Annotated in this window: 21 protein-coding genes and 1 riboswitch; of the genes, 2 read left to right on the top strand and 19 right to left on the bottom strand. The window is 51.0% G+C overall.

Features of this window, described 5'->3' with window-relative positions; translation table 11 throughout:
- Window positions 1-186: 186 nt before the first annotated feature.
- From ACXMYH_RS07415 to ACXMYH_RS07375, 9 genes are all read right to left on the bottom strand, one after another.
- Window positions 187-1,092, bottom strand: a complete 906-nt coding sequence (locus tag ACXMYH_RS07415) for a LysR family transcriptional regulator (RefSeq protein WP_118296729.1) — start codon at window positions 1,090-1,092, stop codon at window positions 187-189.
- Complete coding sequence (gene purB / locus ACXMYH_RS07410; protein WP_118296731.1) at window positions 1,092-2,522, bottom strand: adenylosuccinate lyase; 1,431 nt, start codon at window positions 2,520-2,522, stop codon at window positions 1,092-1,094. The genes ACXMYH_RS07415 and purB overlap by 1 nt, the downstream gene beginning before the upstream one ends.
- A 100-nt stretch (window positions 2,523-2,622) precedes the next feature.
- Window positions 2,623-4,062 carry an amidophosphoribosyltransferase gene (gene purF / locus ACXMYH_RS07405; RefSeq protein ID WP_118531651.1) on the bottom strand — a complete coding sequence of 480 codons (1,440 nt, stop codon included), beginning with the start codon at window positions 4,060-4,062 and terminating at the stop codon, window positions 2,623-2,625.
- Window positions 4,063-4,160: 98 nt separating this feature from the next.
- Window positions 4,161-4,319 (bottom strand): hypothetical protein, encoded by a 159-nt coding sequence (locus ACXMYH_RS07400; RefSeq protein ID WP_329752319.1) that lies wholly within the window; start codon window positions 4,317-4,319, stop codon window positions 4,161-4,163.
- A gap of 450 nt (window positions 4,320-4,769) precedes the next feature.
- The gene (locus tag ACXMYH_RS07395) at window positions 4,770-5,105 is read right to left on the bottom strand and encodes a hypothetical protein (protein ID WP_118320958.1); all 336 of its coding nucleotides are present in this window, start codon (window positions 5,103-5,105) and stop codon (window positions 4,770-4,772) included.
- Window positions 5,106-5,175: 70 nt separating this feature from the next.
- Window positions 5,176-5,928, bottom strand: a complete 753-nt coding sequence (gene dapB / locus ACXMYH_RS07390) for a 4-hydroxy-tetrahydrodipicolinate reductase (protein ID WP_118296741.1) — start codon at window positions 5,926-5,928, stop codon at window positions 5,176-5,178.
- A 78-nt stretch (window positions 5,929-6,006) separates the two neighbouring features.
- Window positions 6,007-6,891 (bottom strand): 4-hydroxy-tetrahydrodipicolinate synthase, encoded by an 885-nt coding sequence (gene dapA / locus ACXMYH_RS07385; protein ID WP_118320957.1) that lies wholly within the window; start codon window positions 6,889-6,891, stop codon window positions 6,007-6,009.
- 86 nt (window positions 6,892-6,977) lie between these two features.
- Window positions 6,978-7,159, bottom strand: a riboswitch (Lysine riboswitch).
- Window positions 7,160-7,170: 11 nt separating this feature from the next.
- Entirely contained in the window at window positions 7,171-7,710 is a 540-nt protein-coding gene (locus tag ACXMYH_RS07380) for a cob(I)yrinic acid a,c-diamide adenosyltransferase (RefSeq protein WP_486555792.1), read from the bottom strand.
- A gap of 176 nt (window positions 7,711-7,886) precedes the next feature.
- Entirely contained in the window at window positions 7,887-8,525 is a 639-nt protein-coding gene (locus ACXMYH_RS07375) for a single-stranded DNA-binding protein (RefSeq protein WP_118296745.1), read from the bottom strand.
- 482 nt (window positions 8,526-9,007) lie between these two features.
- On the opposite strand from ACXMYH_RS07375, the gene ACXMYH_RS07370 reads away from it, so the two are divergent.
- Window positions 9,008-9,877 carry a YihY/virulence factor BrkB family protein gene (locus ACXMYH_RS07370; RefSeq protein ID WP_118650288.1) on the top strand — a complete coding sequence of 290 codons (870 nt, stop codon included), beginning with the start codon at window positions 9,008-9,010 and terminating at the stop codon, window positions 9,875-9,877.
- A gap of 31 nt (window positions 9,878-9,908) precedes the next feature.
- On the opposite strand, the gene ACXMYH_RS07365 is transcribed toward ACXMYH_RS07370, so the two are convergent.
- The 9 genes from ACXMYH_RS07365 to ruvA form a co-directional block, all read right to left on the bottom strand.
- Window positions 9,909-10,715 (bottom strand): amidohydrolase family protein, encoded by an 807-nt coding sequence (locus tag ACXMYH_RS07365; protein ID WP_405582351.1) that lies wholly within the window; start codon window positions 10,713-10,715, stop codon window positions 9,909-9,911.
- Window positions 10,716-10,880: 165 nt separating this feature from the next.
- A complete protein-coding gene (locus tag ACXMYH_RS07360; RefSeq protein ID WP_118296753.1) occupies window positions 10,881-11,333 on the bottom strand; it encodes an NUDIX hydrolase in 453 nt (150 codons plus the stop codon).
- Window positions 11,334-11,677: 344 nt separating this feature from the next.
- On the bottom strand, window positions 11,678-12,694 hold the full coding sequence (gene galE, locus ACXMYH_RS07355; protein ID WP_118296755.1) for a UDP-glucose 4-epimerase GalE: 1,017 nt from the start codon (window positions 12,692-12,694) through the stop codon (window positions 11,678-11,680).
- 275 nt (window positions 12,695-12,969) lie between these two features.
- A complete protein-coding gene (locus ACXMYH_RS07350; RefSeq protein ID WP_486555791.1) occupies window positions 12,970-14,400 on the bottom strand; it encodes a peptidoglycan D,D-transpeptidase FtsI family protein in 1,431 nt (476 codons plus the stop codon).
- The gene (locus ACXMYH_RS07345; RefSeq protein WP_486555790.1) at window positions 14,387-15,721 is read right to left on the bottom strand and encodes an FtsW/RodA/SpoVE family cell cycle protein; all 1,335 of its coding nucleotides are present in this window, start codon (window positions 15,719-15,721) and stop codon (window positions 14,387-14,389) included. Before ACXMYH_RS07345 ends, ACXMYH_RS07350 begins: the two co-directional genes overlap by 14 nt.
- Window positions 15,722-15,731: 10 nt before the next feature.
- Entirely contained in the window at window positions 15,732-17,951 is a 2,220-nt protein-coding gene (locus ACXMYH_RS07340; RefSeq protein WP_486555789.1) for a U32 family peptidase, read from the bottom strand.
- Between the two features lie 106 nt (window positions 17,952-18,057).
- The gene (locus ACXMYH_RS07335) at window positions 18,058-18,387 is read right to left on the bottom strand and encodes a cell division protein ZapA (protein WP_118296761.1); all 330 of its coding nucleotides are present in this window, start codon (window positions 18,385-18,387) and stop codon (window positions 18,058-18,060) included.
- Window positions 18,388-18,499: 112 nt separating this feature from the next.
- The gene (gene ruvB, locus ACXMYH_RS07330) at window positions 18,500-19,501 is read right to left on the bottom strand and encodes a Holliday junction branch migration DNA helicase RuvB (protein ID WP_118531667.1); all 1,002 of its coding nucleotides are present in this window, start codon (window positions 19,499-19,501) and stop codon (window positions 18,500-18,502) included.
- 64 nt (window positions 19,502-19,565) lie between these two features.
- Window positions 19,566-20,183 carry a Holliday junction branch migration protein RuvA gene (gene ruvA / locus ACXMYH_RS07325; protein ID WP_118531669.1) on the bottom strand — a complete coding sequence of 206 codons (618 nt, stop codon included), beginning with the start codon at window positions 20,181-20,183 and terminating at the stop codon, window positions 19,566-19,568.
- 190 nt (window positions 20,184-20,373) lie between these two features.
- Here ruvA and ACXMYH_RS07320 point away from each other — a divergent pair, with 190 nt between their 5' ends.
- Complete coding sequence (locus tag ACXMYH_RS07320; RefSeq protein ID WP_118531671.1) at window positions 20,374-21,453, top strand: ribonuclease H-like domain-containing protein; 1,080 nt, start codon at window positions 20,374-20,376, stop codon at window positions 21,451-21,453.
- 129 nt (window positions 21,454-21,582) lie between these two features.
- Here the strand turns inward: ACXMYH_RS07320 and ACXMYH_RS07315 are convergent, their stop codons facing one another.
- A complete protein-coding gene (locus ACXMYH_RS07315; protein ID WP_118296769.1) occupies window positions 21,583-22,164 on the bottom strand; it encodes a DUF5662 family protein in 582 nt (193 codons plus the stop codon).
- Window positions 22,165-22,186: the final 22 nt, after the last annotated feature.

Raw genomic sequence — 22,186 nt, 5'->3', positions numbered from 1 at the left:
GTTCTAATATCCTCCTTTGGACGTTCAAACGGAATGCACTTTGCGCATCCCGGCGTCTTACGCAGTTGTAGCTGTCATATTCATGACACTTTCATAGTTTACAACAAAAGTCTCCATAAGTAAAGTCAATATTTATTATGAAGTCCATAATAGCAGTTTATGCATTACTATACACGGCCGGATCCGTCACCCCCGACGTTCCCTCAGCACTTCTAAAAACCGCTCTCCCGCCGGTGAGATCGGTACCTTCCGGTCCGTCACGACGCAGATCTCGCGCTCCGGCATCATCTCCCGGAAGGCAAGCTCAAAGAGTTCTCCGCTCTCGATCTTCTCCTTCGCGAATTCCTCCATCACGCAGCCGATCCCCATGTTCCGGATCGCGAACTGGACGATCATATCACTGGTGGCGAGCTCAAACTCCGGTTCCAGGACGATCCCGCGCTTTTCCAGGAAACGGTCCATGAACTTTCTCGTACTCGTATCCTTTTCAAGGAAAATACAGGGCAGATGCTCCAGTTCCCCGTACTCCATCCGCTTTCCCTTCAGCGTCCAGAACTTGTTTCCGGCGACAAAGGTATTCCGGATCTTCTTCACCTCAAAGGCTTCCACCTCCGGTCTCGCGTCAAACGGCGTGCTCACAACGCCGAAATCGATCTTTCCCTCGTACAGAGACTCGATCGTCTCCGGCGTCGGCGCATTGGAGACCATGACCTTGATATTCGGATATCGCTCGTGGAAGGTCTCCAGGTACGGAAGCAGGTAGAACTGCAGTGTCATATCGCTCGCGCCGATCCGCACCTCTCCCATGTCCATATCCACGAGGCGCTTTAACATCTCCTCGCCGTCCAGGATGTTTTCCATCCCGCGCTCCACATAAGGATACAGGAGTTTTCCCTCCGTGGTCAGTTTTACACCTTTCTGGGTCCGCAGGAAAAGTTTCGTGTTCAACGCCTTCTCCAGCTGTTTGACCGCCTGGCTCGCCGCAGGCTGGGAAATGCAGAGCGCCTCTGCTGCAGCGGTAATGCTGCCGAGGCGCCCTACATAATAAAATACTTTATAATATTCTGTACTGATGCTGCTCGCATGTTCCATTATACATTGATCTCCGCTTTTACTCCGAGAAGATCCGCATTTTCCTTTAAGATCGGGCGGACAACCTCATCAAGGAACTCATCAACCTGTCTCGGTGCGCGGCCGACATACTTCTTCGGATCCATAGTCTTCTTTAACTCGTCGAGGCTTAAATTGAAGGACGGATCTGCAGCGATAAGCTCTAAGAGATTGTTGTCCTTTCCTTCCACTTTGACGTTCTTTCCTGCCTCCATGGAGAGCTCACGGATGCGCTCATGGAGTTCCTGTCTGTCTCCGCCGGCTTTTACCGCATCCATCATGATATTCTCGGTCGCCATAAACGGAAGCTCTGCCATTAAGTGTTTCTCGATCACCTTCGGATATACCACAAGACCGTCGACAACGTTTAAGTAGAGGTCCAGGATGCCGTCGATCGCTAAGAATCCTTCCGGAATGGAAAGACGCTTGTTCGCAGAGTCATCAAGAGTACGCTCAAACCACTGGGTGGAAGCGACGAGCATCGGGTTCATCATATCGGACATCACATAGTTCGCTAAGGAAGCGATACGCTCACTTCTCATCGGGTTTCTCTTATATGCCATCGCGGAAGATCCGATCTGGTTCTTCTCAAACGGCTCTTCCACTTCTTTTAAGTGCTGGAGAAGGCGGATATCATTGGAGAATTTGTGGGCGCTCTGCGCGATCCCGGCAAGAACAGAGAGCACACGGCTGTCAATCTTTCTGGAATACGTCTGTCCGGATACCGGGAAGCACTGGGAGAATCCCATCTTCGCAGCGATCCGTCTGTCCGCCTCGCGGCACTTCTCATGATCCCCGTCAAAGAGTTCCAGGAAGCTTGCCTGGGTTCCTGTCGTTCCCTTGGAGCCAAGTAATTTCATGGAACCGATCACATGGTCAAGGTCCTCAAGGTCAAGGCAGAGTTCCTGCAGCCATAAGGTCGCACGCTTTCCGACCGTTGTCGGCTGCGCCGGCTGGAAGTGTGTGAAGGCCAGTGTCGGAAGTTCTTTATATTTATCCGCAAAGTCGGAAAGTTCTTTCATCACGTTGATGAGTTTCTTTCTGACGAGCTTTAACGCCTCTGTCATAAGAATGATGTCTGTATTGTCGCCGACGTAGCAGGAAGTTGCACCCAGATGGATGATCCCCTTTGCCTTCGGGCACTGGAGTCCGTAAGCGTATACATGGGACATGACATCATGGCGGACAAGCTTCTCTCTCGCTTTTGCTTCCTCGAAGTTGATATCCTCCGCATGGGCTTTTAACTCTTCGATCTGCTCATCTGTGATCGGAAGACCGAGTTCTTTTTCTGTCTCAGCTAATGCGATCCATAATTTTCTCCATGTGCGGAATTTCTTCTCCGGAGAGAAAATGTACTGCATTTCCCTGCTTGCGTATCGCTCAGAGAGCGGGCTCTGGTATCTGTCGTTCATGACAAAATCCTCTTTTCTAATTCAATGTTTTTCTAATTCAATATATTTTCACGAATTCTCCGCCAACTGCGGAGCTTTGTGGAACGTTGAATTTCCCTGATTATTTTTCGTAACTTCCGCGGATGTCTTCTTCCGGCGGATCCACCGGATACTCTCCGGAAAAGCATGCCGTACAGATCGGAAGTCCGTTTGCCATTTCACTTAAGCGCTCCATCTTTAAGTAGGCTAAAGAATCTGCTCCGATCACCTTGCAGATCTCATCCACGGTACGGTTGTGGGCGATGAGCTGTTCGCTGGACGGAATATCGGTTCCGAAGTAGCACGGGTAAAGGAACGGCGGCGCGGAGATCCGCATATGGACTTCCTTCGCTCCTGCCTCACGCAGCATATCCACGATCAGGTTGCTGGTCGTTCCGCGGACGATAGAGTCGTCGATCATAACGACGCGCTTTCCTTCCACGGCCTCTTTTAAGACGTTCAGTTTGATCCGGACCGCAGACTCACGGCTGCTCTGTCCCGGTTTGATGAAAGTTCTTCCGACATAGGAGTTCTTTACGAACGCCATCGCATACGGGATTCCGGATTCCATGGAATATCCGAGGGCGGCAGCATTTCCGGACTCCGGAACGCCGACAACAATATCTGCGTCCACCGGGGAATCCTTTGCAAGGCAGCGGCCCGCATAGATCCTGGAGTGGTAGACGCCGACGCCGTCAAAGACGCTGTCAGGTCTCGCAAAGTAAATATATTCAAAAATACATCTCGCCTCTTTTTTCGGGTCATGCATCGCGAGGTTGGACTTGATGCCATCCTTATTGATCGTCACGATCTCGCCCGGAAGCACGTCGCGAACAAAGGTAGCACCGATCGTGTCAAGCGCACATGTCTCGGAGGTCAGGATATAGGCATTATCGCGCTTTCCGATACAGAGCGGTTTGAATCCCTGCGGATCGCGGGCGCCGATCAGCTTTCTCGGGCTGGAGATCACAAGGGAGTAGGCACCCTTGATCTTCTTCATCGCGTTTGCCACGGCTTCCTCAGCGGTTCCCACCTTGCAGCGCTCTCTCGCGATGTGGTAGGCGATGACCTCGGAGTCGATCGTGGTCTGGAAAATCGCTCCGTCGTAAGCGAGCTCTCTGCGGAGCTCCGGCGCATTGACAAGGTTTCCGTTGTGCGCCAGCGCTAAAGTTCCCTTCACATAGTTTAAAACGAGCGGCTGGGTATTCTCGATCGTACTGCTCCCGGCCGTGGAATACCGGACATGACCGACACCGATATTTCCCTTTAATTTTTCCAGTTTCTCTGACGTGAAGACTTCGTTGCAGAGTCCCATCCCCTTACAGGCATTGACAACACCTTTCGGTCCGTATGTATCGCTCACCGCGATTCCGCAGCTCTCCTGTCCGCGGTGCTGTAAAGCGAACAATCCGTAGTAAATGGTAGACGCAACATCATTTCCGTCCAGATCGTACATTCCGAAAACGCCGCACTCCTCGTGCAGCTCATCTGTTCCCCAGTCTAAAGTAAGTGATTTCTCCATAAATGCTTTTCATCCTCTGATTTATAAGTTTTTACGATAAAACAGCAGTGTTTCAGTAGAAATTATAATACATACCATATGGAAAATCAAGAAAAAGTTCAGTTTCCGGGCGTCCTGCGTACTTCTTTGTGAAACCAGAACAAATTTCCGGCTCCTTTTTCGATCCCGATACCATAAATTTCCCCTTCCGTCTCAGAGACAGATTCCCCGGAGTGTCCCGCCTCCAGCTCCGGCACCAGGAAGGTCTTCTCCGTCATCCCGGATCTCGCATACGAGTATGCGAACCAGAGAAGCTCCAGCAGCAAAAGGATCCTTGCAGTCTTTACGGCGGCTTTTCTTATCTTTTCCCTTCGGTATCCGTGTCTCCACGGATGGTATGGACGATACAGATAGCGGATAGCGTTCCCTCCTTTCAGGATTTTTTAGGGTTCGTTTTCACAGTTTAACGGTTTCCTATGTAGTTTTTCAATATGCATTCTTATTATATCTTTTTTCCCGCATTTTCTCAACTGAAAAATGGCCCGCAAGATCATACTGCGGTATTTCACATTCCTGCACACGGCGGGAATTTTCCGGCCGGAAAATGCCGCATGATACCGTCGCATTGGTTCCCGACATGCCGGTCCGGAATGCAGGGCATCGGCAGAAACATGTTGCAGCACACGGGCATGGGACGCTCGTGTACTGCAACGGTTTCGCGTTCCCTCTTAGTCTGCCCGGGTTGTCTCCCGCGCGCTGCTCTCCGCTCCCGCCGCGGTGGTCCCCGACATGCCGGTCACATCGTCCGTCAGGTTATTGATGCCGTCTCCCACATCATCTACCATGTCCCTCAGGACTCCTCCGCTCTCGCCGGCCGTCTGGGACGGGGCGTTCGTACTCTGGTTCGTTCCATCGGTCCGGCTCTCCATGGTCGTTCCCGCTCCGGCGCTTCCCGTATCCGGAGCCGTGGTCATATTATTTCCGTTCTTTCTTCCACATGCTGTCATGACGGTCACGGTCATCACAAGAAGCACACATACTCTGATCCATCTGATTTTTCCCATAAAAAACAATCTCCTTTCTACGGCTATTATGTGCCATAGAAAGGAGAAGTATTTTGGAAAAAAATGGATATCAACCGATCACGTCGGACATATCATAAAGTCCTGCCGGTTTTCCTGCGAGGAATTTCGCAGCCTCCACAGCGCCCTTTGCGAAGATCTCGCGGGAGTACGCGGTGTGTGTGAAGGTGATGACTTCATCGCGGCCTGCGAACATGATATCATGCTCGCCGACGATGGTGCCGCCGCGCATAGCCTGGATCCCGATCTCCTTCGGATCTCTTGCGACACGCTCGGAGGAACGGTCATATTTATAGTGGTAGGTATTGTCAAGACTCTCATTGATAGCGTCTGCAAGAGCGATGGCTGTTCCGCTCGGCGCGTCGATCTTACGGTTGTGGTGCTTCTCCAGAATCTCGATATCAAATCCTGCTGCCGCAAGGACCGGGGCAACCTCTTTTAATGTCTTCATGAGAAGATTGATCCCGATGGACATATTTGCAGAGCGAAGGACTGCGTCCACTTTGCTCGCCTCTTTTACATGGTTTAACTGATCCTCAGAAAGTCCTGTGGTACATAAAACGACCGGAACCTTCTTCTCCTCACAGTAATCCAGGAGTCCGTCAACCGCTTTCGCTGTGGAGAAGTCGATGATGACATCGGCCTCCGGGCACTCAGCGAGAGATTTGAATACCGGATATCCTGCGTAAGTTTCTGTGTTCATATCCACGCCTGCGACGATCTCGATCGCGTCATCCTTTGAGATAATATCCGTGATCACATGTCCCATCACACCGTGGCATCCATTCATAATTGCTCTGATCATTGTTTTCTCCTCATCTGAAACCGACCGGCAGTGCGCCGCCATGCTGCAGCTCCGCCGCGGCTTTTTTCCTATCGTTTCCTACAGGATACCGAAATCCTGCATTGCCTTCTTTAATACTTCCTGGTGCTGCGGCTCCATCACTGTAAGCGGAAGTCTCGGCTCGCCGACATTCTTACCCATTAAGTTTAACGCTGCCTTTACTGGGATCGGGTTTACCTCAGAGAACAGAGCTTCGATCAGCGGAAGAGCCTTTAACTGGATTCGTCTGCTGGCTTCCACATTGCCTTTGAAGAATTCTGCACACATATCGTGGGTCTGCTTCGGAGCAACGTTGGAGAGAACGGAGATCACGCCCTTTGCGCCAAGTGCCAGCATCGGAACAACCTGGTCATCATTTCCGGAATATACATCCACATATCCGCCGGAGAGCTGGAGGATCTTCGCAACTGCGGAGAAGTTTCCGCTCGCTTCCTTGACTCCGACGATATTCTCGACATTCTTGCAGAGATCAACGATGGTCTCCGGAGCGATGTTGACGCCGGTACGGCTCGGTACGTTATAGAGGATCGCCGGGATCTTGATGGAGTTTGCGATCTTTGTGAAATGTGCCTTTAAGCCATTCTGTGTCGCTTTATTGTAGTACGGGGAGACTAACAGGACACCGTCCGCACCAGCTTCCTCAGCCTCAACGGAAAGTTCAACCGCTGTCTGCGTACAATTGGATCCTGTTCCGGCAACGACCGGAATCCTTCCGTTTACGACTTCGCATACGAAACGGATCACCTGGATGTGCTCCTCCTCGGATGTTGTCGCGGACTCGCCTGTGGTTCCCATCGCTACGATACAATCAGTTCCGCCTGCGATCTGTTCCTCGATCAGGCTTTCCAGTACCTCATAATTTACTGATCCATTTTCCTTAAATGGCGTTACAAGTGCTACGCCGGCTCCTTCAAAAATAGCCATACTGCGTCCTCCTCTTTATTATGTAAAATATCATGTCAAAAGAAAAGGAGCTGAGATCAAATAAGATGTCAGCTCCCGGATCTTCCAGATTAAGCAGCCCTCCATCTTTTTCTAAAGATGACAGTCATACGATTCTTCACCGCATGCCCAGAAACGGGAACCCTAGGGACTTATTTTCCTGTCTCTTCGGCGCCCTCCCCTTTTCTCCGACAGCCATTTCCCTCTATCTGCCGGTCTACTCATGTCAGGCGCGACCTCTACTTATCATTTATGGTATCATCATTCCTGATGATTGTCAATGTCTATGTTTTCTGCCTGTGAAATCCGTAAATTCTTTCCTGTGGAAACTACAGAAATTTCATCCACATACTTCTCGATTCCCTCCGGACACACACGTCCGGTCATGACCAGATCGGTCTCCTCATCTCTTGCCTCAAGGAAACTCCGGAATTCTTCGGCTGAGATGATCCCCTGGTCCACGATCCCAAGGATCTCATCCAGGATCAGAACGTCACACTCCCCCGTTGTCATTACCTTTTTCGCGAAATTGAAGCCATTTCGCAGGTTCATCAATTCCTCGTGCTTCTGCTCCTCCGGAAGGTCCTCAAACCGTTCCTTTGAATGTTCGAAGCAGAAAAATTTCAGATCCGGCTCCAGACGTTTTAAAACGTCCGCCGCTTCCTCTCCGATCATTCCTTTCAGGAACTGTACCATAATGACCCTTTTTCCGCGGAAAACTCCCATCATTGCGTATCCAAGCGCCGATGCGGACTTTCCGTTACCCGCTCCGCAGATCACACGGACTCTGCCACTTGCCATGATCATTCCCTCTCTTTGTGTATACCATTCGCTGAAGCTTTTCAGGGCTTCTGCTATGCTATATTATCACACCTTACTTCCGTTTGCAAGAGATTTGCCTGTATGCCGGCGGGATCCGGACGGCAGTATGCTGCAGTACACGGACACTCCATACCCGTGCACTGCAGCAGGATCTTCTACACTTCTGCGTGTTCCGCGCATTCCAGTTTGCTCACGGATACCTCGTACGCCACGCGTTTCTCGCACTCTGTCTCACTGACTTTTTTTGTGTACTCCCTGCTCTGGACACGCCCCCAGATCAGGATCCTTGTTCCGACGCCGAATCCGGATGCATATCTCGCGTTCCTGCCCCAGGCGATGCACGGGATATAGTCAGATTTTCCGTACGGCCGGTTCACTGCCACGAGAAGATCCGCGATCTCTCTTCCGAGCGGGGTCTTCCGGTAGACCGGCTCCTTGCATATGTACCCGTCCAGGAAGATCTGGTTCGTCTTCGTATAATCCGTGAACTCCTCCATGAAACGGACTTCTCTGACAAACACAGACAGGACCAGACGGTTTTTCGTCCCCTCATGGCGGTTGTAGGAGCGGAACTGTCCGGAAGCTTCCATTGTACAGCCCCGGTAATCTTTCGTCACATCGATCAGACGTTCTGATATCATAAGCGGGATCGTGTCCGCCTGCTCACTCAAACGATTTACGAGAAGATCCACCAGATAGAATCCTTCCCCGAACACTGCATGACTGAATGTGAATCCTGAAACGATCGTTCCGATTACGGTTACTTTATTGTTCTCCATTCCTTTTTCTGTCATAGTATTTTCTCCTTTTTGATTGTTTTTTCCGCTATACAGCTTTTACCGTATATTTGTATGTAATCAGAACGTATTTCAGAACCGTTTTGTGTCCGTTTTTTCCCTGTTTTTGTCGACAATACTCCTTTTGTTTTTCCAGTTTCTGACAGGAACCCCCATTTTTACCATATGCAGGCAGAATTATTACTTTTCGCGGATCAGAATTTTCCGAGCTGAAACTCCCGGACAATGCAGTTACGACAGCAGATTTTCCCTGGAACTCTTCACGGGACCTCTTCATTTTTGCCTGTACTTGTTATTTTTTTCTGTTCATGTTAATATTTTATAAAGATCGTCGTAACTGTTCAGTACCCTCACCGTTACGGGCAAAAATCCATTCCGGATCGGCTCCGCCGATGGGATTTCTGCCTTCCACTCTATGAATATATGAAAGGACAACAGCCCTGGGATCCCTGGGCTGTCGTGAAAAGGAAAAGACTTTTATGATCCACCTGCTTCTCTTCGGACGACAGGTCTATTTGAAATATTCTGCGGACGAAATGTCCGTATATGCCGCACAGGCATCATTTTTCATCATAATGGCGGCATTCCCGTTTTTCATGGTCCTCCTGGCCCTGATCCAAGTCGCTCCTATGATCCACGAAGCGGACCTTCTCCGCTTTCTGCTCCCGGCGATCCCGGACCGCTTTCGCGGACTCTTGATCTACCTTCTGGACAGTCTGCGCTCCGACTCCCCGGCAGCCCTGATCTCCGTGACTGCGCTAGCCGCCATCTGGTCCGCATCAAAGGGGATGCTCGGGATCGAAAAGGGCTTAAACCGGGTATTCGGAGTCACGTCCCCGCGGAATTATATTCTCCGCAGGGCACTCTGCAGCGTTTACACGCTCTGTTTTTCCCTGATGTGCGTGGCAAGTCTCGCGCTCCTCGTCTTCGGAAGCTTCCTTCAGGGAATGCTCTTAAAATGGATCCCGGCCCTGGCGTACCTCTCGGGAACGATCTCCCTGTGCCGCGGTCTTGTCATGTTTTTCATGCTGACGATCTTTTTTATTGCGCTTTACACTGCGCTTCCGCACCGCAGGCTTTCAATCCCCGGACAGATCCCCGGTGCAATGTTCTCCGCCGCAGGCTGGGCACTCACTTCCCTGGCATTCTCTGTCTACTTCCGGTATTTCGGCTCATACGCTGTCACCTACGGAAGTCTGACCGCCGTGATCCTTTTTATGCTGTGGCTCTATGCCTCCATCTGCATTCTGTTTGTGGGGGCGGAGATCAACTGGTTCCTGCTGTTTTACAGGGAAGGGATCCAAATTTCACAGAAGAAAACTGCCTCGGATCCTACTACAAAGATTTGAGTTTCAGACCGGCCGGTCTCCGGAGCAATTCTTAAAATCCGTAGATCCTCTTTGCATTCTCGTAAAAGACTTTCTCCCACTCTTTCTCCGGGATCAGCCATTTTACGACCCCGATGTAATCTCCGTAATTAGCTAACGGCCAGTCAGTTCCAAACATGAACTTCTCATACTGGCTGCAATAGGAGATCCAGGTCTTCAGCGTGTCAAAATATCCTCTCTGCTGCTCTAAAAGCTTTGGAAAATCGATCTTTCCCTCCAGAAGTCCGGAGAGATCCGTCATCACATTCTCATTTTTCTCCACGACAGCCGCCGCATCCATGAGCCACGGATTTCCGAAATGGCACATCACGAACGTCACATCCGGATGGCGGACTGCTGCCTCATCCAGGGTCAGCGGGTGGCTGTACTTTAAGTAAGCGCGGGAACCGGCCGTCTGCCCCATGTGGATCGCAACCGGCTTATTATATGCCTTTGCAAGCTCATAGACCGGCTCATACACTTCATCCGTCACATACGCTTTATTGTAGCCGGGATACAGCTTGATCCCGACGCAGTCCTCCCGCTTTAAGTTTGCCTCCACCTGGTCCAGACTCTTCTTTTTATCCTGACTCACCAGAAAATCCCGGTCGAGTCCGACACAGTATTTCAGAAAATCCGGGTAGGAATGTGCCGCCGGATCAACGCCGCGGTTTCCCATAACGACACCGCCGACGATCCCGTATTTCTGATAGACTGCCCTTAAATCTTCTTCTGTATTTTTATGTTCCGCCCGCACCGCGATCTCCTGAAAATAAGGATTCTCCGGCACAAAGTGAAGATGTACATCAATAATTTTCATATTCTCACTCCTTATGTCTTTCCCTGTACTGTTTTGCCGCACTTGCTGCTTTCCGGTCTTCATATACAGCAAAAACCTCTGTTTCCAGAGGTTTTGCCGGTTGCTTTTCACGGTCAGGAATCTTCCTGACCGAAAATTCTGCATGACACAGTTGTGATCCCGGGATCAGAAATATTTCTTGCTGCCCCAGAGATTACATCTTTTCAGATCCAGATATTCGTGGTAGGCTTTCTCCAGGATCTGCTTCTCATTTGAGAATTTCAGAAGGTGGTACGCCTCATAATATTTATAATATCCGGAGTCTACGAAGTACTCTTCGCGCTGTGGTTTACTGTAATAACTGTCCGCCATCATCAGATACCAATGGACTTCCTTGTCGACGGTATCCTGCGGCGTGTTAAATGAATACTGGCTCTTTCCGATGTACTTGATGATCTGGGCCTGAACCCCGGTCTCCTCTTTCACCTCTCTGAGAGCCGTTTCTTTAAACTCTTCTCCTGCTTCCACAGTTCCTTTCGGCAAAACCCATCCTTCATACTTATTTCTGTAGTTCTTATAGAGGACCAGGATCTTGCCCCGAAATATAACCACACCGCCACAGCTCGTTGCTTCTATCATCGCAATTTCCTCCTGACAGGCATTCAAGGGACTCCGCTAAAAGCAGATTCCGCAGGTGTGTTTTTAACTGTGTTTAGTATACTTCTTTTTATCCGTGTTTGCAACCACGTTTTCTCTGACCCTGACACCAGGAGGCATGTGCCAAGGTACATTCGGGCGTCTCGCGCGGTCGCCTGCGACAACCTTCCTCTTCGCGCGAGTACTCATCTTAGGGAGGCAGTGCCCTTTTTTAACAGGAAGTTCCATCGGTATTTCCTGTTAAAAAGAAAACTCCGGCAGGAATATCGACATTCCGCCGGAGTTTTCACATCCGTGACCATTTTCAGGTCGCCTGTTGTTTTCTTTTATGAACGATATCCGTTCGGGTTTTTGGACTGCCAGTTCCATGCATCACGGCACATATCATCGAGTGTTCTCTTTGCTTCCCAGCCGAGCTCCACTTTCGCCTTTGTCGCATCGGAATAGCAGGTCGCGATATCTCCCGCGCGGCGCGGCTTGATCACATACGGGATCTCTTTTCCGACCGCCTTTGAGAATGCGTGGATCACATCGAGAACACTGTATCCGTGACCGGTTCCGAGATTATAGATATATACCGCCGGCTTGTCCTCAAATTTCTTTAACGCCTTTACATGACCTTCCGCAAGATCCATCACATGGATATAATCGCGGACGCCCGTTCCGTCCGGAGTATCGTAGTCGTTTCCGAATACACCGACCTCTTTTAACTTTCCGATCGCAACCTGAGTGATGTACGGTGTCAGGTTGTTCGGGATTCCCTCCGGATCCTCGCCGATCAGGCCGCTCTCATGAGCTCCAACCGGGTTGAAGTAGCGGAGCAGGATCACATTCCACTCCGGATCTGCCTTCTGCATATCGGTAAGAATCTGCTCCAGCATGCTCTTCGTCTGTCCATACGGGTTTGTGCACTGTCCCTTCGGGCACTCCTCGGTGATCGGGACGAACGCCGGGTCTCCGTATACGGTAGCGGAGGAGCTGAAGATGATCTTCTTCACGCCATGCTTTCTCATCACGTCGAGAAGAATCAGCGTACCGGTGATATTGTTGTGGTAATATTCCCACGGTTTTGCCACGGACTCGCCGACTGCCTTTAATCCAGCGAAATGGATCACTGCGTCGATCTTCTCCGCGTCAAAGATCTTTTCCATCGCATCACGGTCCAGCATATCCGCCTTGTAGAATGTGATATCCTTTCCTGTGAGCTGTTTTACTCTTTTCAATGACTCTTCCGACGCATTGTAGAGATTATCAAAAACTACGACCTCATGCCCCTGCTCTAAAAGTGCCAGACATGTATGGCTTCCGATATATCCTGCGCCGCCGGTTACTAAAATTCTCATGATGAACCCTCCCCGAATATTGCCGTTCTGAGATACGGTTATTTTACTTTTTCGTTATCATTTTAACACCGCTGCAGATAAAAGGGAATATCATTTTTCTTTTATCCTATACAGATTTCTTTGTTACTCTTCACGGGTAGGAATTTTCTGAACTGAAAATTCCGTATGATACCGTTGGGGTCGCGGATTTTGCCGATTCGGAATGCGGAGCATCGGCAAAATCCTGTTATAGTGCGCGGGCATGGAGTGCCCGTGTACTGTAACATTTCTTTCCTTTACTGCAGCCACGCGTCAAACAATTTCGCCGCGATCGGAGCCGCAGTGTGTCCGCCGGAACCGCCTTCCTCGACGATCACGCAGACTGCGATCTTCGGATCATCCGCCGGAGCAAAGCCTACAAACCAGGCGTGGGTCTCTTTTGCCTTGTCGACTTCCGCAGATCCTGTCTTTCCTGCCACCTGGTAGGAATCCCGCTTCAAGGCGGATCCTGTTCCGACGTTGACAACCTGTACCATCAGATTCTTTAAGGCGTCCGCCTCGTTCGGCACCATCAGTTCTCCCGCCACTGACGGGGAAAACTTCCGGATCACATCGCCGCCGGAATTCTCCACATGATCCATCAGATACGGTTTCATCAGAATCCCGCCGTTCGCGATCGCTGCAGTGATCAGGAGGTTATGCATCGGGGACATCAGTGTCTCTCCCTGTCCGATACTTGTCTGCAGGACTTCCCATGTCTCTGCGCCCGGCTGCATCTTGAAGGTGCTCCTGCTGTACGGAATGTCGAGCGGCAGACTCCGGTTAAACAGCAGCTGCTCCGCAAGATTCCGGTAGCTTGTCAGATCAAGCTCTGTGCCGAGGTTCGCGAACGCTCCGTTGCAGGAGTTTGCAAACGCCTGCGTAAAGTCCTGGGACCCATGAGCCGTCTTGTGGTAGCACTGGATCTTATTATTCTCAAATGAAAAGATCCCGCTGCAGTCAAAGTGATAGTCATTGTATGCGCCCGGGTGCTCTCTCATATACTCCAGGGCCGTGACGATCTTGAAGGTGGAGCCCGGCGGGTAAAGTCCCTGGGTCGCACGGTTCAACATTTTTGCCTCCGTGCTGTCCCCGTTTACAAGGTCCTGCCAGTTTGCCGCCACCGTGTTCGGATCGAACGACGGTTTTGACACCATGCAGAGGATCTTTCCGGTATCCGGCTCGATGGCAATGACCGCTCCCCGGTTCTTTCCGAGTGCGTCCGAGGCGATCTGCTGCAGATTCACATTTAAGGTTGTCACCACATTGTCACCGACGCTCTTTCTCCCCATGATTTCATCCGCCGTCTGCTCGATCAGGTTTGTATGGGACCGCAGGAGGTCAAAGTTTGCCAGCGACTCGATTCCGGTCTTTCCCACCGTCGAATACCCCACCACATGGGCAAACAGACTGCCGTATGGGTACTCACGGGTCTCTGTCCCGTCAGAACCGGTCGCTGTCACGGTCCTCGCAAGCACGGTCCCGTCATCGGCAAGGATCTTTCCGCGGGTGACCCGGTCCTCGAAGATCGTCGCTCTGGCATTGTAAGGATTGTCGATCACCGTATCGCTCTTCACAACGAGAAAGTATCCCAGATAGATCCCCATCGCCAGAAATAAAAATACTGCTGCATACACAAACCAGAGGATATTCCGGTTTGCTTTCGGATTCGGTTTACTCTTCTTCACTTGAATGTTCCTCCTCCTCTTCTTCTCCGCGTTTTAAGACGTAGAGTCCCTGAATGACCTGGAATATGATAAATGTGGAGACGATGGAACTTCCGCCGTAGCTCACAAGCGGCAACGTCACACCCGTCGACGGGATAAACTTTGTCACACCGCCGATCGTCAGGAACACCTGTGTGATATAGACGCTTCCAAGCCCGAATGCAATCAGTTTGTAGAACATCGCCTGCATCTTCATCGCGATCATCATGAACTGCATATAGCAGCCAAGGCACAAAAACAGAACACAGAGCGCATAGAGCGCTCCCATCTCCTCGGAGATCGCTGCAAAGACAAAATCCTTGTCCACCACCGGGATCTTCTCCGGCATTCCGCGGTATAATCCCATTCCGAACCAGCCGCCTGTTCCGATCGCGAACAGCGCCTGGGCAACCTGGTAGCCCTTGTTCGCGATATCAGACCACGGATCCGCCCAGGCCTCCACACGTCTTCTCACATGCGGGAAAAGGTAGTAAGCCGCGACCGCTGCAACGGATCCGCCTGCGATGCCTGCACCGAACCACAGATAACTGGATGTCGCGACAAAGAGCATCGTCATATAGGCCACGAAAAAGATCAGCGCACTTCCCAGGTCCTTCGAGAGCACCAGGACCAGAACATGGACCGCCGCAACAACGGTCGTCTTAATGATCGTGTCCCGGTCTGTCGACTGGTAGAACATGGCAGCCACAAAGAATACAAAGCTGATCTTTACAAACTCGGATGGCTGCACCGTAAATCCCCCGAACGTCAGGGAGAGCTGGGCTCCGTAGGAAGTATTTCCGATCACGCACACCACGGCGAGAAGCACAAGCCCCAGGATCCCGTAGACCCACGGAAACGTGACAAGCTGCCACACCCGGTCGATGATGAACGGGATGATCCATGTCACGACTGTTGCCACCGCAACGATCGCAAACTGACGCATCGCCCGGTCGGGATTCAGTCTTGTCAGGATAATAAATCCCGTTGCCAGGAGCGTGCACATATTGTTGACGAGAAGCTTGGAGCTGTTCCGGTAAAACAGGCGGGTCAGATAGATATACAGCAGGAAAAACAGCACCTGCACCCCATAAAAGGCCAGCATCGTCACAGATCCCGTATTCAGCCAGATCAGGACATTCGCCAGAAAGTGAAGCATAAACAGGCACACGAGCTGACGCCCGCAGACGCGGTCTTTTCCCTCCTCATCCCGCACGGAAAAGAAACGGAAATTGTAATAGGTATCCAGGGCAATGAGAAGGATCATCAGGTATCTCGATATTTGTATGATCAGATTCGTCAAAAATTATCACCTACTCTACTCCGCGCTTAAAATGTCCGCGCGTAAACTGATTTTTCAAAACAGACGGTTCTGCTGCCTTTTCTCCCAGAGCGTACTCCTCGAAAAACGCGTCCAGGATCTCGCCCGCAGCCGCCGGTTCCTCTACCGTAAAGTTCAGGCGGAGCGCCTTCGGTCCGAGTCCTTCCACCGAAGCCGAAAGTCCAAGAAGAGAAAGCGGAGCCGAGTTGTAGATCGTGTTATAACAAAAACGGCACTGATTCACCACCGGGAAACGCATCTCTTTGCGGTCCTTCAGCCACATGATCTCCGGTTTTCCGGAACATCCGAGCGTCGTCTTCCTGATACACTGTGCGGAGATCATCATCGGCAGATAGCCGTATACGATCATCTCTCCGTGGATCCCGGAATCCCGGATCTCCCGCTCATTCAACTCCACAGGAACGGTCAGACGGTCTGCCCCGTACTGCTCCATCGCCTCCCCGGCCAGGTGGTTCCAGGAATACATTCCCTGGTCAAAAAAGAGCGGCAGCCCGATCCCAGCTTCCTTAAGGAATCCCGGTTCTTCCATTGATCCGATCCCGAGAGCGTCAAAACCGGCGTTCTTTAAAAGATCCATCTGCTTTCTAAAATACTGCTCCGCCTCTTTCCGGAAGATTCTCGGCATCATCAGATAACATCTCACTCCGGCCTCATGGCAGCGGTCCGCAAGTTTTTTCCACTCCTGGGCATCAAAGCTCTCCGACGCCAGATAGATCCCGTATTCTCCCGCGGATAATTTCCGGTACATCTTGAACTTCCCGAGAACTGTCTCGAACTGTGCCTTTGTCTGGACAAGCGCAGTAAATTCCGGGATCTTTTCCGACGGTTTCCTTACAGGAAGCGTCTCCTCTTCCTTTGTCGGAGGAACTGAGCTGTTTCTCCGATATCCGGAAAGGATCTCTTCCTTAAGTTTTTCCAGGACATCCCGACGCATCTTATTTAACGCCTGTACCGGCATGAACACATTTCCCTCGCACTCCACGGAGAGATCTGTGAAGGTGAACATGGAATCTCCCGTCTTTGAGAGCTGTTTCCGGATGCGCTCCGCGTCCATCGGGGCATTCTTTGCCTCCTCAGCAGGCTGAGATTCCTCCCAGGCCGTATTTCCGGCCTCATCTGACACAGAAAAATATCCCGCGTTTCCAACTGCGATATACGCATTTCCCGTCACCGGGATCTTCTTCTCCGTATTTACATAGGTGCGGTCCAGATAGTCGAAAAGCTCCTGGTTCACGTCGCGGTATTCCGGTTTTTCTTTCAGGACTACCATATCCCGGCCATTGTGGGCTCTGTAATAGCCCTGTGACTGCCCGCCGCGGTCAAAAAGGGCGAGCAGGGCGTCACGGTCCGCCTGGTCTACATGGTACCCAGCGCGGCCCTCTTTTAAATAGAGGTCCACATATTTCCGGTAAATGCTCACGACACCGGCCGTATAGCGCGGGCTCTTCATCCGTCCCTCGATCTTTAAGGAACAGACTCCTGCTTCCAGGATATCCGGGATCAGATCCAGGGTGCAGAGGTCCTTTAAGCTTAAAAGATACTTCTCGTTCTTTTTATTGACATATTTTCCATTCTGCTCCGCGTCAAAAGGCAGACGGCAGGTCTGGGCACAACGCCCTCTGTTTCCGCTGCGCCCGCCGATCAGACTTGAAAACAGGCACTGGCCGGAATAGCAGTAGCAGAGCGCCCCGTGGACGAACGTCTCCACCTCAAGCCCTGTATCATCATAAATCTCGCGGATCTCCTTCAGTGAAAGCTCTCTCGCCGGGACCACGCGGACAGCGCCTAACGACTTTAAGTCCCTCGCGCTGTACTTTCCCGTCACGGTCATCTGAGTACTGATATGCACCGGCAGATCCGGAAAGTGTTTCCGGATATAGGTGAGTGCGCCCATATCCTGGACCAGGACAGCGTCCAGCCCCGCCTCGTAATATGGTTTCAGATAGGAATACAGATCCCACATTTCTTTTTCTTTGACGAGAGTATTGACTGTCATATAGATCCTGCATCCGTGAATGTGCATAAAATCGATCGCCTTTACCATCGTCTCCTCATCCAGGTTGTTCGCATAAGCGCGCGCGCCAAACCGGCTTCCGCCGATGTAGACTGCGTCCGCTCCCGCGTTCACCGCTGCCACCATACTCTCGTAGGAGCCGGCCGGTGCGAGGATCTCAACCGTTCTGTTCTTCATCTTGTCTCCTTCTTTACATCAGGATCTGCAGCTGGCTGGATCCAGCAGCTGCAGATCCGCATATATTTACAGTCACATTCCCGGGGACAACCCGTATTTTCCCCGGCTAGTCCTCTTTCTGGGCAGCCTCCTGCTTCATCTGAAGGCTGATCAGCTCATGTTTCAGGCTGTAGATCTCTTTCTCCATCTCATCCTTCTGGGCGCGCAGCATCATCGCTTCCTGAAGCGTCTTAAAATAATCATCCGCAAGATTTAAGTAGATCATGACTTCCTGGTAATCTTTGTTCTGTCTTGTAAAACCCGGCTGCGCCTTTAATACGGCAACTTTTTCATTGATATAGGCAGCCACTTTCTGCAGATATTCCGGGTCTTCCGCTCCGCCCAGTGTATAGACGTTTCCATTGATCAGTACTTCTGTATAATTCTTCTCTTCCATTCCAATATTCCTCACTTTTTCTCCCCGCATGACCGTTCTTCTGCCTTCCGGTCAGCGAAAAGATCTATCTTAACTGGTAACTGTTTCATATTCTCACAGCTGTCATATTTTTTCATTCTTTTGCCGTCTCAAGTCCGAAATGTCTGTAGGCGAGATCCGTCGCCATTCTTCCTCTCGGAGTGCGCATGATGAGCCCGTTCATCAGAAGATACGGCTCATATACGTCTTCTAACGTCCCAGAATCCTCCCCGATCGATGCTGCTAGCGTCTCCAGTCCCACCGGACCGCCGGAGAATTTCTGGATCAGCGTGAGGAGCAAGGTCCTGTCATTATTGTCGAGACCGAGTTTATCGACATCCAGGATATCGAGGGCAAAGTCCGCCACGTCTCTTGTGATCGCGCCGTCATATTTTACCTGGGCAAAGTCGCGCACTCTCTTTAAGAGGCGGTTTGCCAGTCTCGGAGTTCCTCTGGATCTTCTGGCGATCTCAAACGCGCCCTCCTCATCGATCTCAACGCCGAGAACCTTCGCGGAGCGCTTTACGATCACACAGAGTTCCTCCGGCGTATAAAATTCCAGCCGCTGGATCACGCCGAAACGGTCACGGAGCGGGGCTGTCAAAAGTCCTGCCCTCGTCGTTGCACCCACCAGTGTAAATTTCGGAAGATCCAGCCGGATCGAGCGGGCCGAGGAATCTTTTCCCAGCATGATATCGATGGCAAAATCCTCCATCGCGGGATATAATACTTCCTCCACCTGGCGGTTCAGTCTGTGGATCTCATCCACGAACAGGACATCGCCTTCCTGGAGATTATTTAAGATCGCGGCCATCTCCCCCGGTTTCTCGATCGCGGGACCGGAGGTCACTTTCAGATTCACGCCCATCTCGTTCGCGATGATCCCGCAGAGCGTCGTCTTTCCGAGTCCCGGAGGACCGTAGAAAAGCACATGATCGAGCGCCTCCCCGCGGCTCTTCGCCGCATCGATGAAGATCTTCAATGTGGATTTGATCTTCTCCTGACCGATATAATCTTTTAAATATTGCGGGCGCAGAGTCCCATCTATTTTCTTATCTTCTTCCGTCTCTTCGGTCGTAATGATTTTCCGGCTCATAATATTTCCTATCCTGTCTTAGTTTCTGCTCCTCTGATACCGAATTGCCTCATACGCTGCGGTATCATAAAAACGCAAGATGTTTCAGCGCACCCTTTAACACATCCTCGGAAGTCATCGTTTCCGTGATCGTCACTTTCTTCACGGCCGTCTGTGCCTCGGATGCGGAATATCCGAGCGCCGTGAGTGCCTCCACTGCCTCTTTTCCAGCTTCCGCCATTCCGGAGAATTCCATCTTTCCTGTCTCTTCCGGTTCCACCCCGGCAAACAGGACGTCCTCCGCTTTTACCTTGTCCTTGAGGTCAAGAATGATCCTCTGGGCCGTCTTTGCTCCGACACCGGGTGCCTTTGAGATCGCCTTCGCATCGCCGGAGAGCACCGCCATCCGCAGGACATCCGGCTTCAGGGCGGATAAGATCCCGAGCGCACTCTTCGGTCCCACTCCGTTCACTCCGATCAGCTGGCGGAACATCTCAAGATCCTGTTTCGAGAGAAATCCATAGAGGCTCATTCCGTCCTCGCGCACAGAAAAATAGGTATAGATCTTTACTTCCTCCCCAAGTCCCGGCAGTTCCCCGAGAACCGACGACGGAATAAAGATCCGGTAGCCGATATTCCCCGCCTCGACAACGACGGAATCTTCCCTCTTTTCCTCCAGAGGACCACGTATATATGAAATCACTGGATGAACCTCCTTAATCATAATGCATGTCGTAATCATACCATAGCCGCCATTTAAGTGCAAGCAAAACCGCCGGTGGAATCGAACATATTTTCGATTTTATTTTATCGATGCTTCATTGACTTTCCAAAAGCCCACAGGTATAATCAGAAAACGCAGACACCGAACATAAACACTACAGGAAAAACGTATGATTACAATAGAAAAAACATTTCCCGGCACCATCGCCTACCCGTTAGAGCGCCTCGGCGACCCGGAAAAACTCGTCTTTTTTGACATCGAGACCACGGGATTCTCCGCTGGCTACAACACGGTGTATCTCATCGGCTGTATCTGGCCGGAAGGAGATCAGCTCCGCTTTATCCAGTGGTTTGCCGACACAAAAACTGCCGAGACCGATGTCCTCAATGCATTTTTTGAATTTTTAAAGAATTTCCGCACCCTCGTCCATTTCAACGGGGACATGTTCGATATCCCCTTTGTCACAAAGCGCGCCGGCACATTAAAGCTCACTCCCACGTTTGACTGCGTGGAAAGCATCGATATCTTCCGCCGGATCAAACCATTCAAAAAACTCCTCGGTCTGCCTGACATGAAGCAGAAGACCATCGAGCGGTTTTTAAAGATCAGCCGCGAGGATCTCTATAACGGCGGCGAGCTGATCGAAGTCTATCTGGACTATCTGAAGACCCGGGATGAGGAAGAAAAGCGCCTTCTTCTCCTCCACAACGAGGATGACTTAAAAGGAATGCCGTCACTTCTCCCAGTCCTCTTCTATCCGGACTTTTTCGCTCAGGATTTCACATTGAGCTCTGTGAGGGAAGCTTCCGGTGAGACGGACCGGCTTCTCCTCTCCCTGGCCGGAGATCCGGAAACGATCCTTCCGGCCCCGGTGAGTGCCTCTGTCCCCGCCTACGCTTTTCGGGCAGACAAAGACCGGATGGAGCTTTCCATCCGGGTCTACAAAGGCACATTGAAATATTACTATCCGAACTATAAAGACTACTACTATCTGATCTACGAGGACACTGCGATCCATAAGAGCGTCGGCGAGTTTGTTGACAAGGACGCCCGGATCAAGGCAACGAAGGAGACCTGCTATACGAAAAAAGACAGCGTCTTTCTCCCTCAGCCCGCGGATATCTGGGAACCGGAATTTAAAACTTCCTGCAAAGATAAAACAGGATTTTTTGAAGTCCGGGAAGACTGTTTTTCCGATGCCGAAAAACTGAATCACTACATCCATGAGATCTTTTCATTTCTGAAATGACCGCACATGAACACAGATCCCGCCCACGATCGTCATTTTCCGGGAACCGGCATGACAATGATGACAGCAGCCGACTGTGAGATCCTTCTCTCTTCCCGCTGCTGTCGTTTTGCCTGCACATCTGTTCCTCTAATAATCCCCGTCTCTCAGAAGTTTTCTGATATATGCGAACGTTTTTCTCTCGCCCTTTTCCTTTAACATCAGAAGGATCTTATCGAGACATGCCTTCGTCTCCGGATGCATGACGATAAATTCCTTGTTTCTGGAGAAATAGGTATACGGCGCCGCGTCCGTGTAATTCTTTCCCTGATAGATCTTAGATGCGGCGATCCGGTCCATGACCATCTCTGCCAGATAATTCACCGGCATCTTCACTCCGACGATCTTCCAGTTGTTTTCCGCTGTAGACACGTCAGTCCAGTACTCAAAATGATGCTTGTTCCTTCCTTTATGATGAAGCCATGCGGAGGAATATCCTTTCTCTTCCTTCTCCGCAGCATTCGGGCTTCTCGTTCCCTGATAATACTTTACTCCTGTCCGAAATTCCTCCCAGGAATATTTTGACAGGTCATGGAGCAGTCCCTGTTTAAACAGCCCCACCTTAAAACATCCTTCCATGACAACCAGCTTGTGGTGCGTGATCGTCAGAAAATGATGCCATGCATTGCAAAGCAGCCGTTTTTCCTCATCATTTAACTTAACAGAACTCATATCTTTATTTCCTTATCTTCCG

Source organism: Pilosibacter sp. NGB245 (assembly GCF_057397225.1).
The sequence above is the reverse complement of the archived record's forward strand: the minus strand, read 5'-3'. Positions and strand labels throughout refer to the sequence as shown.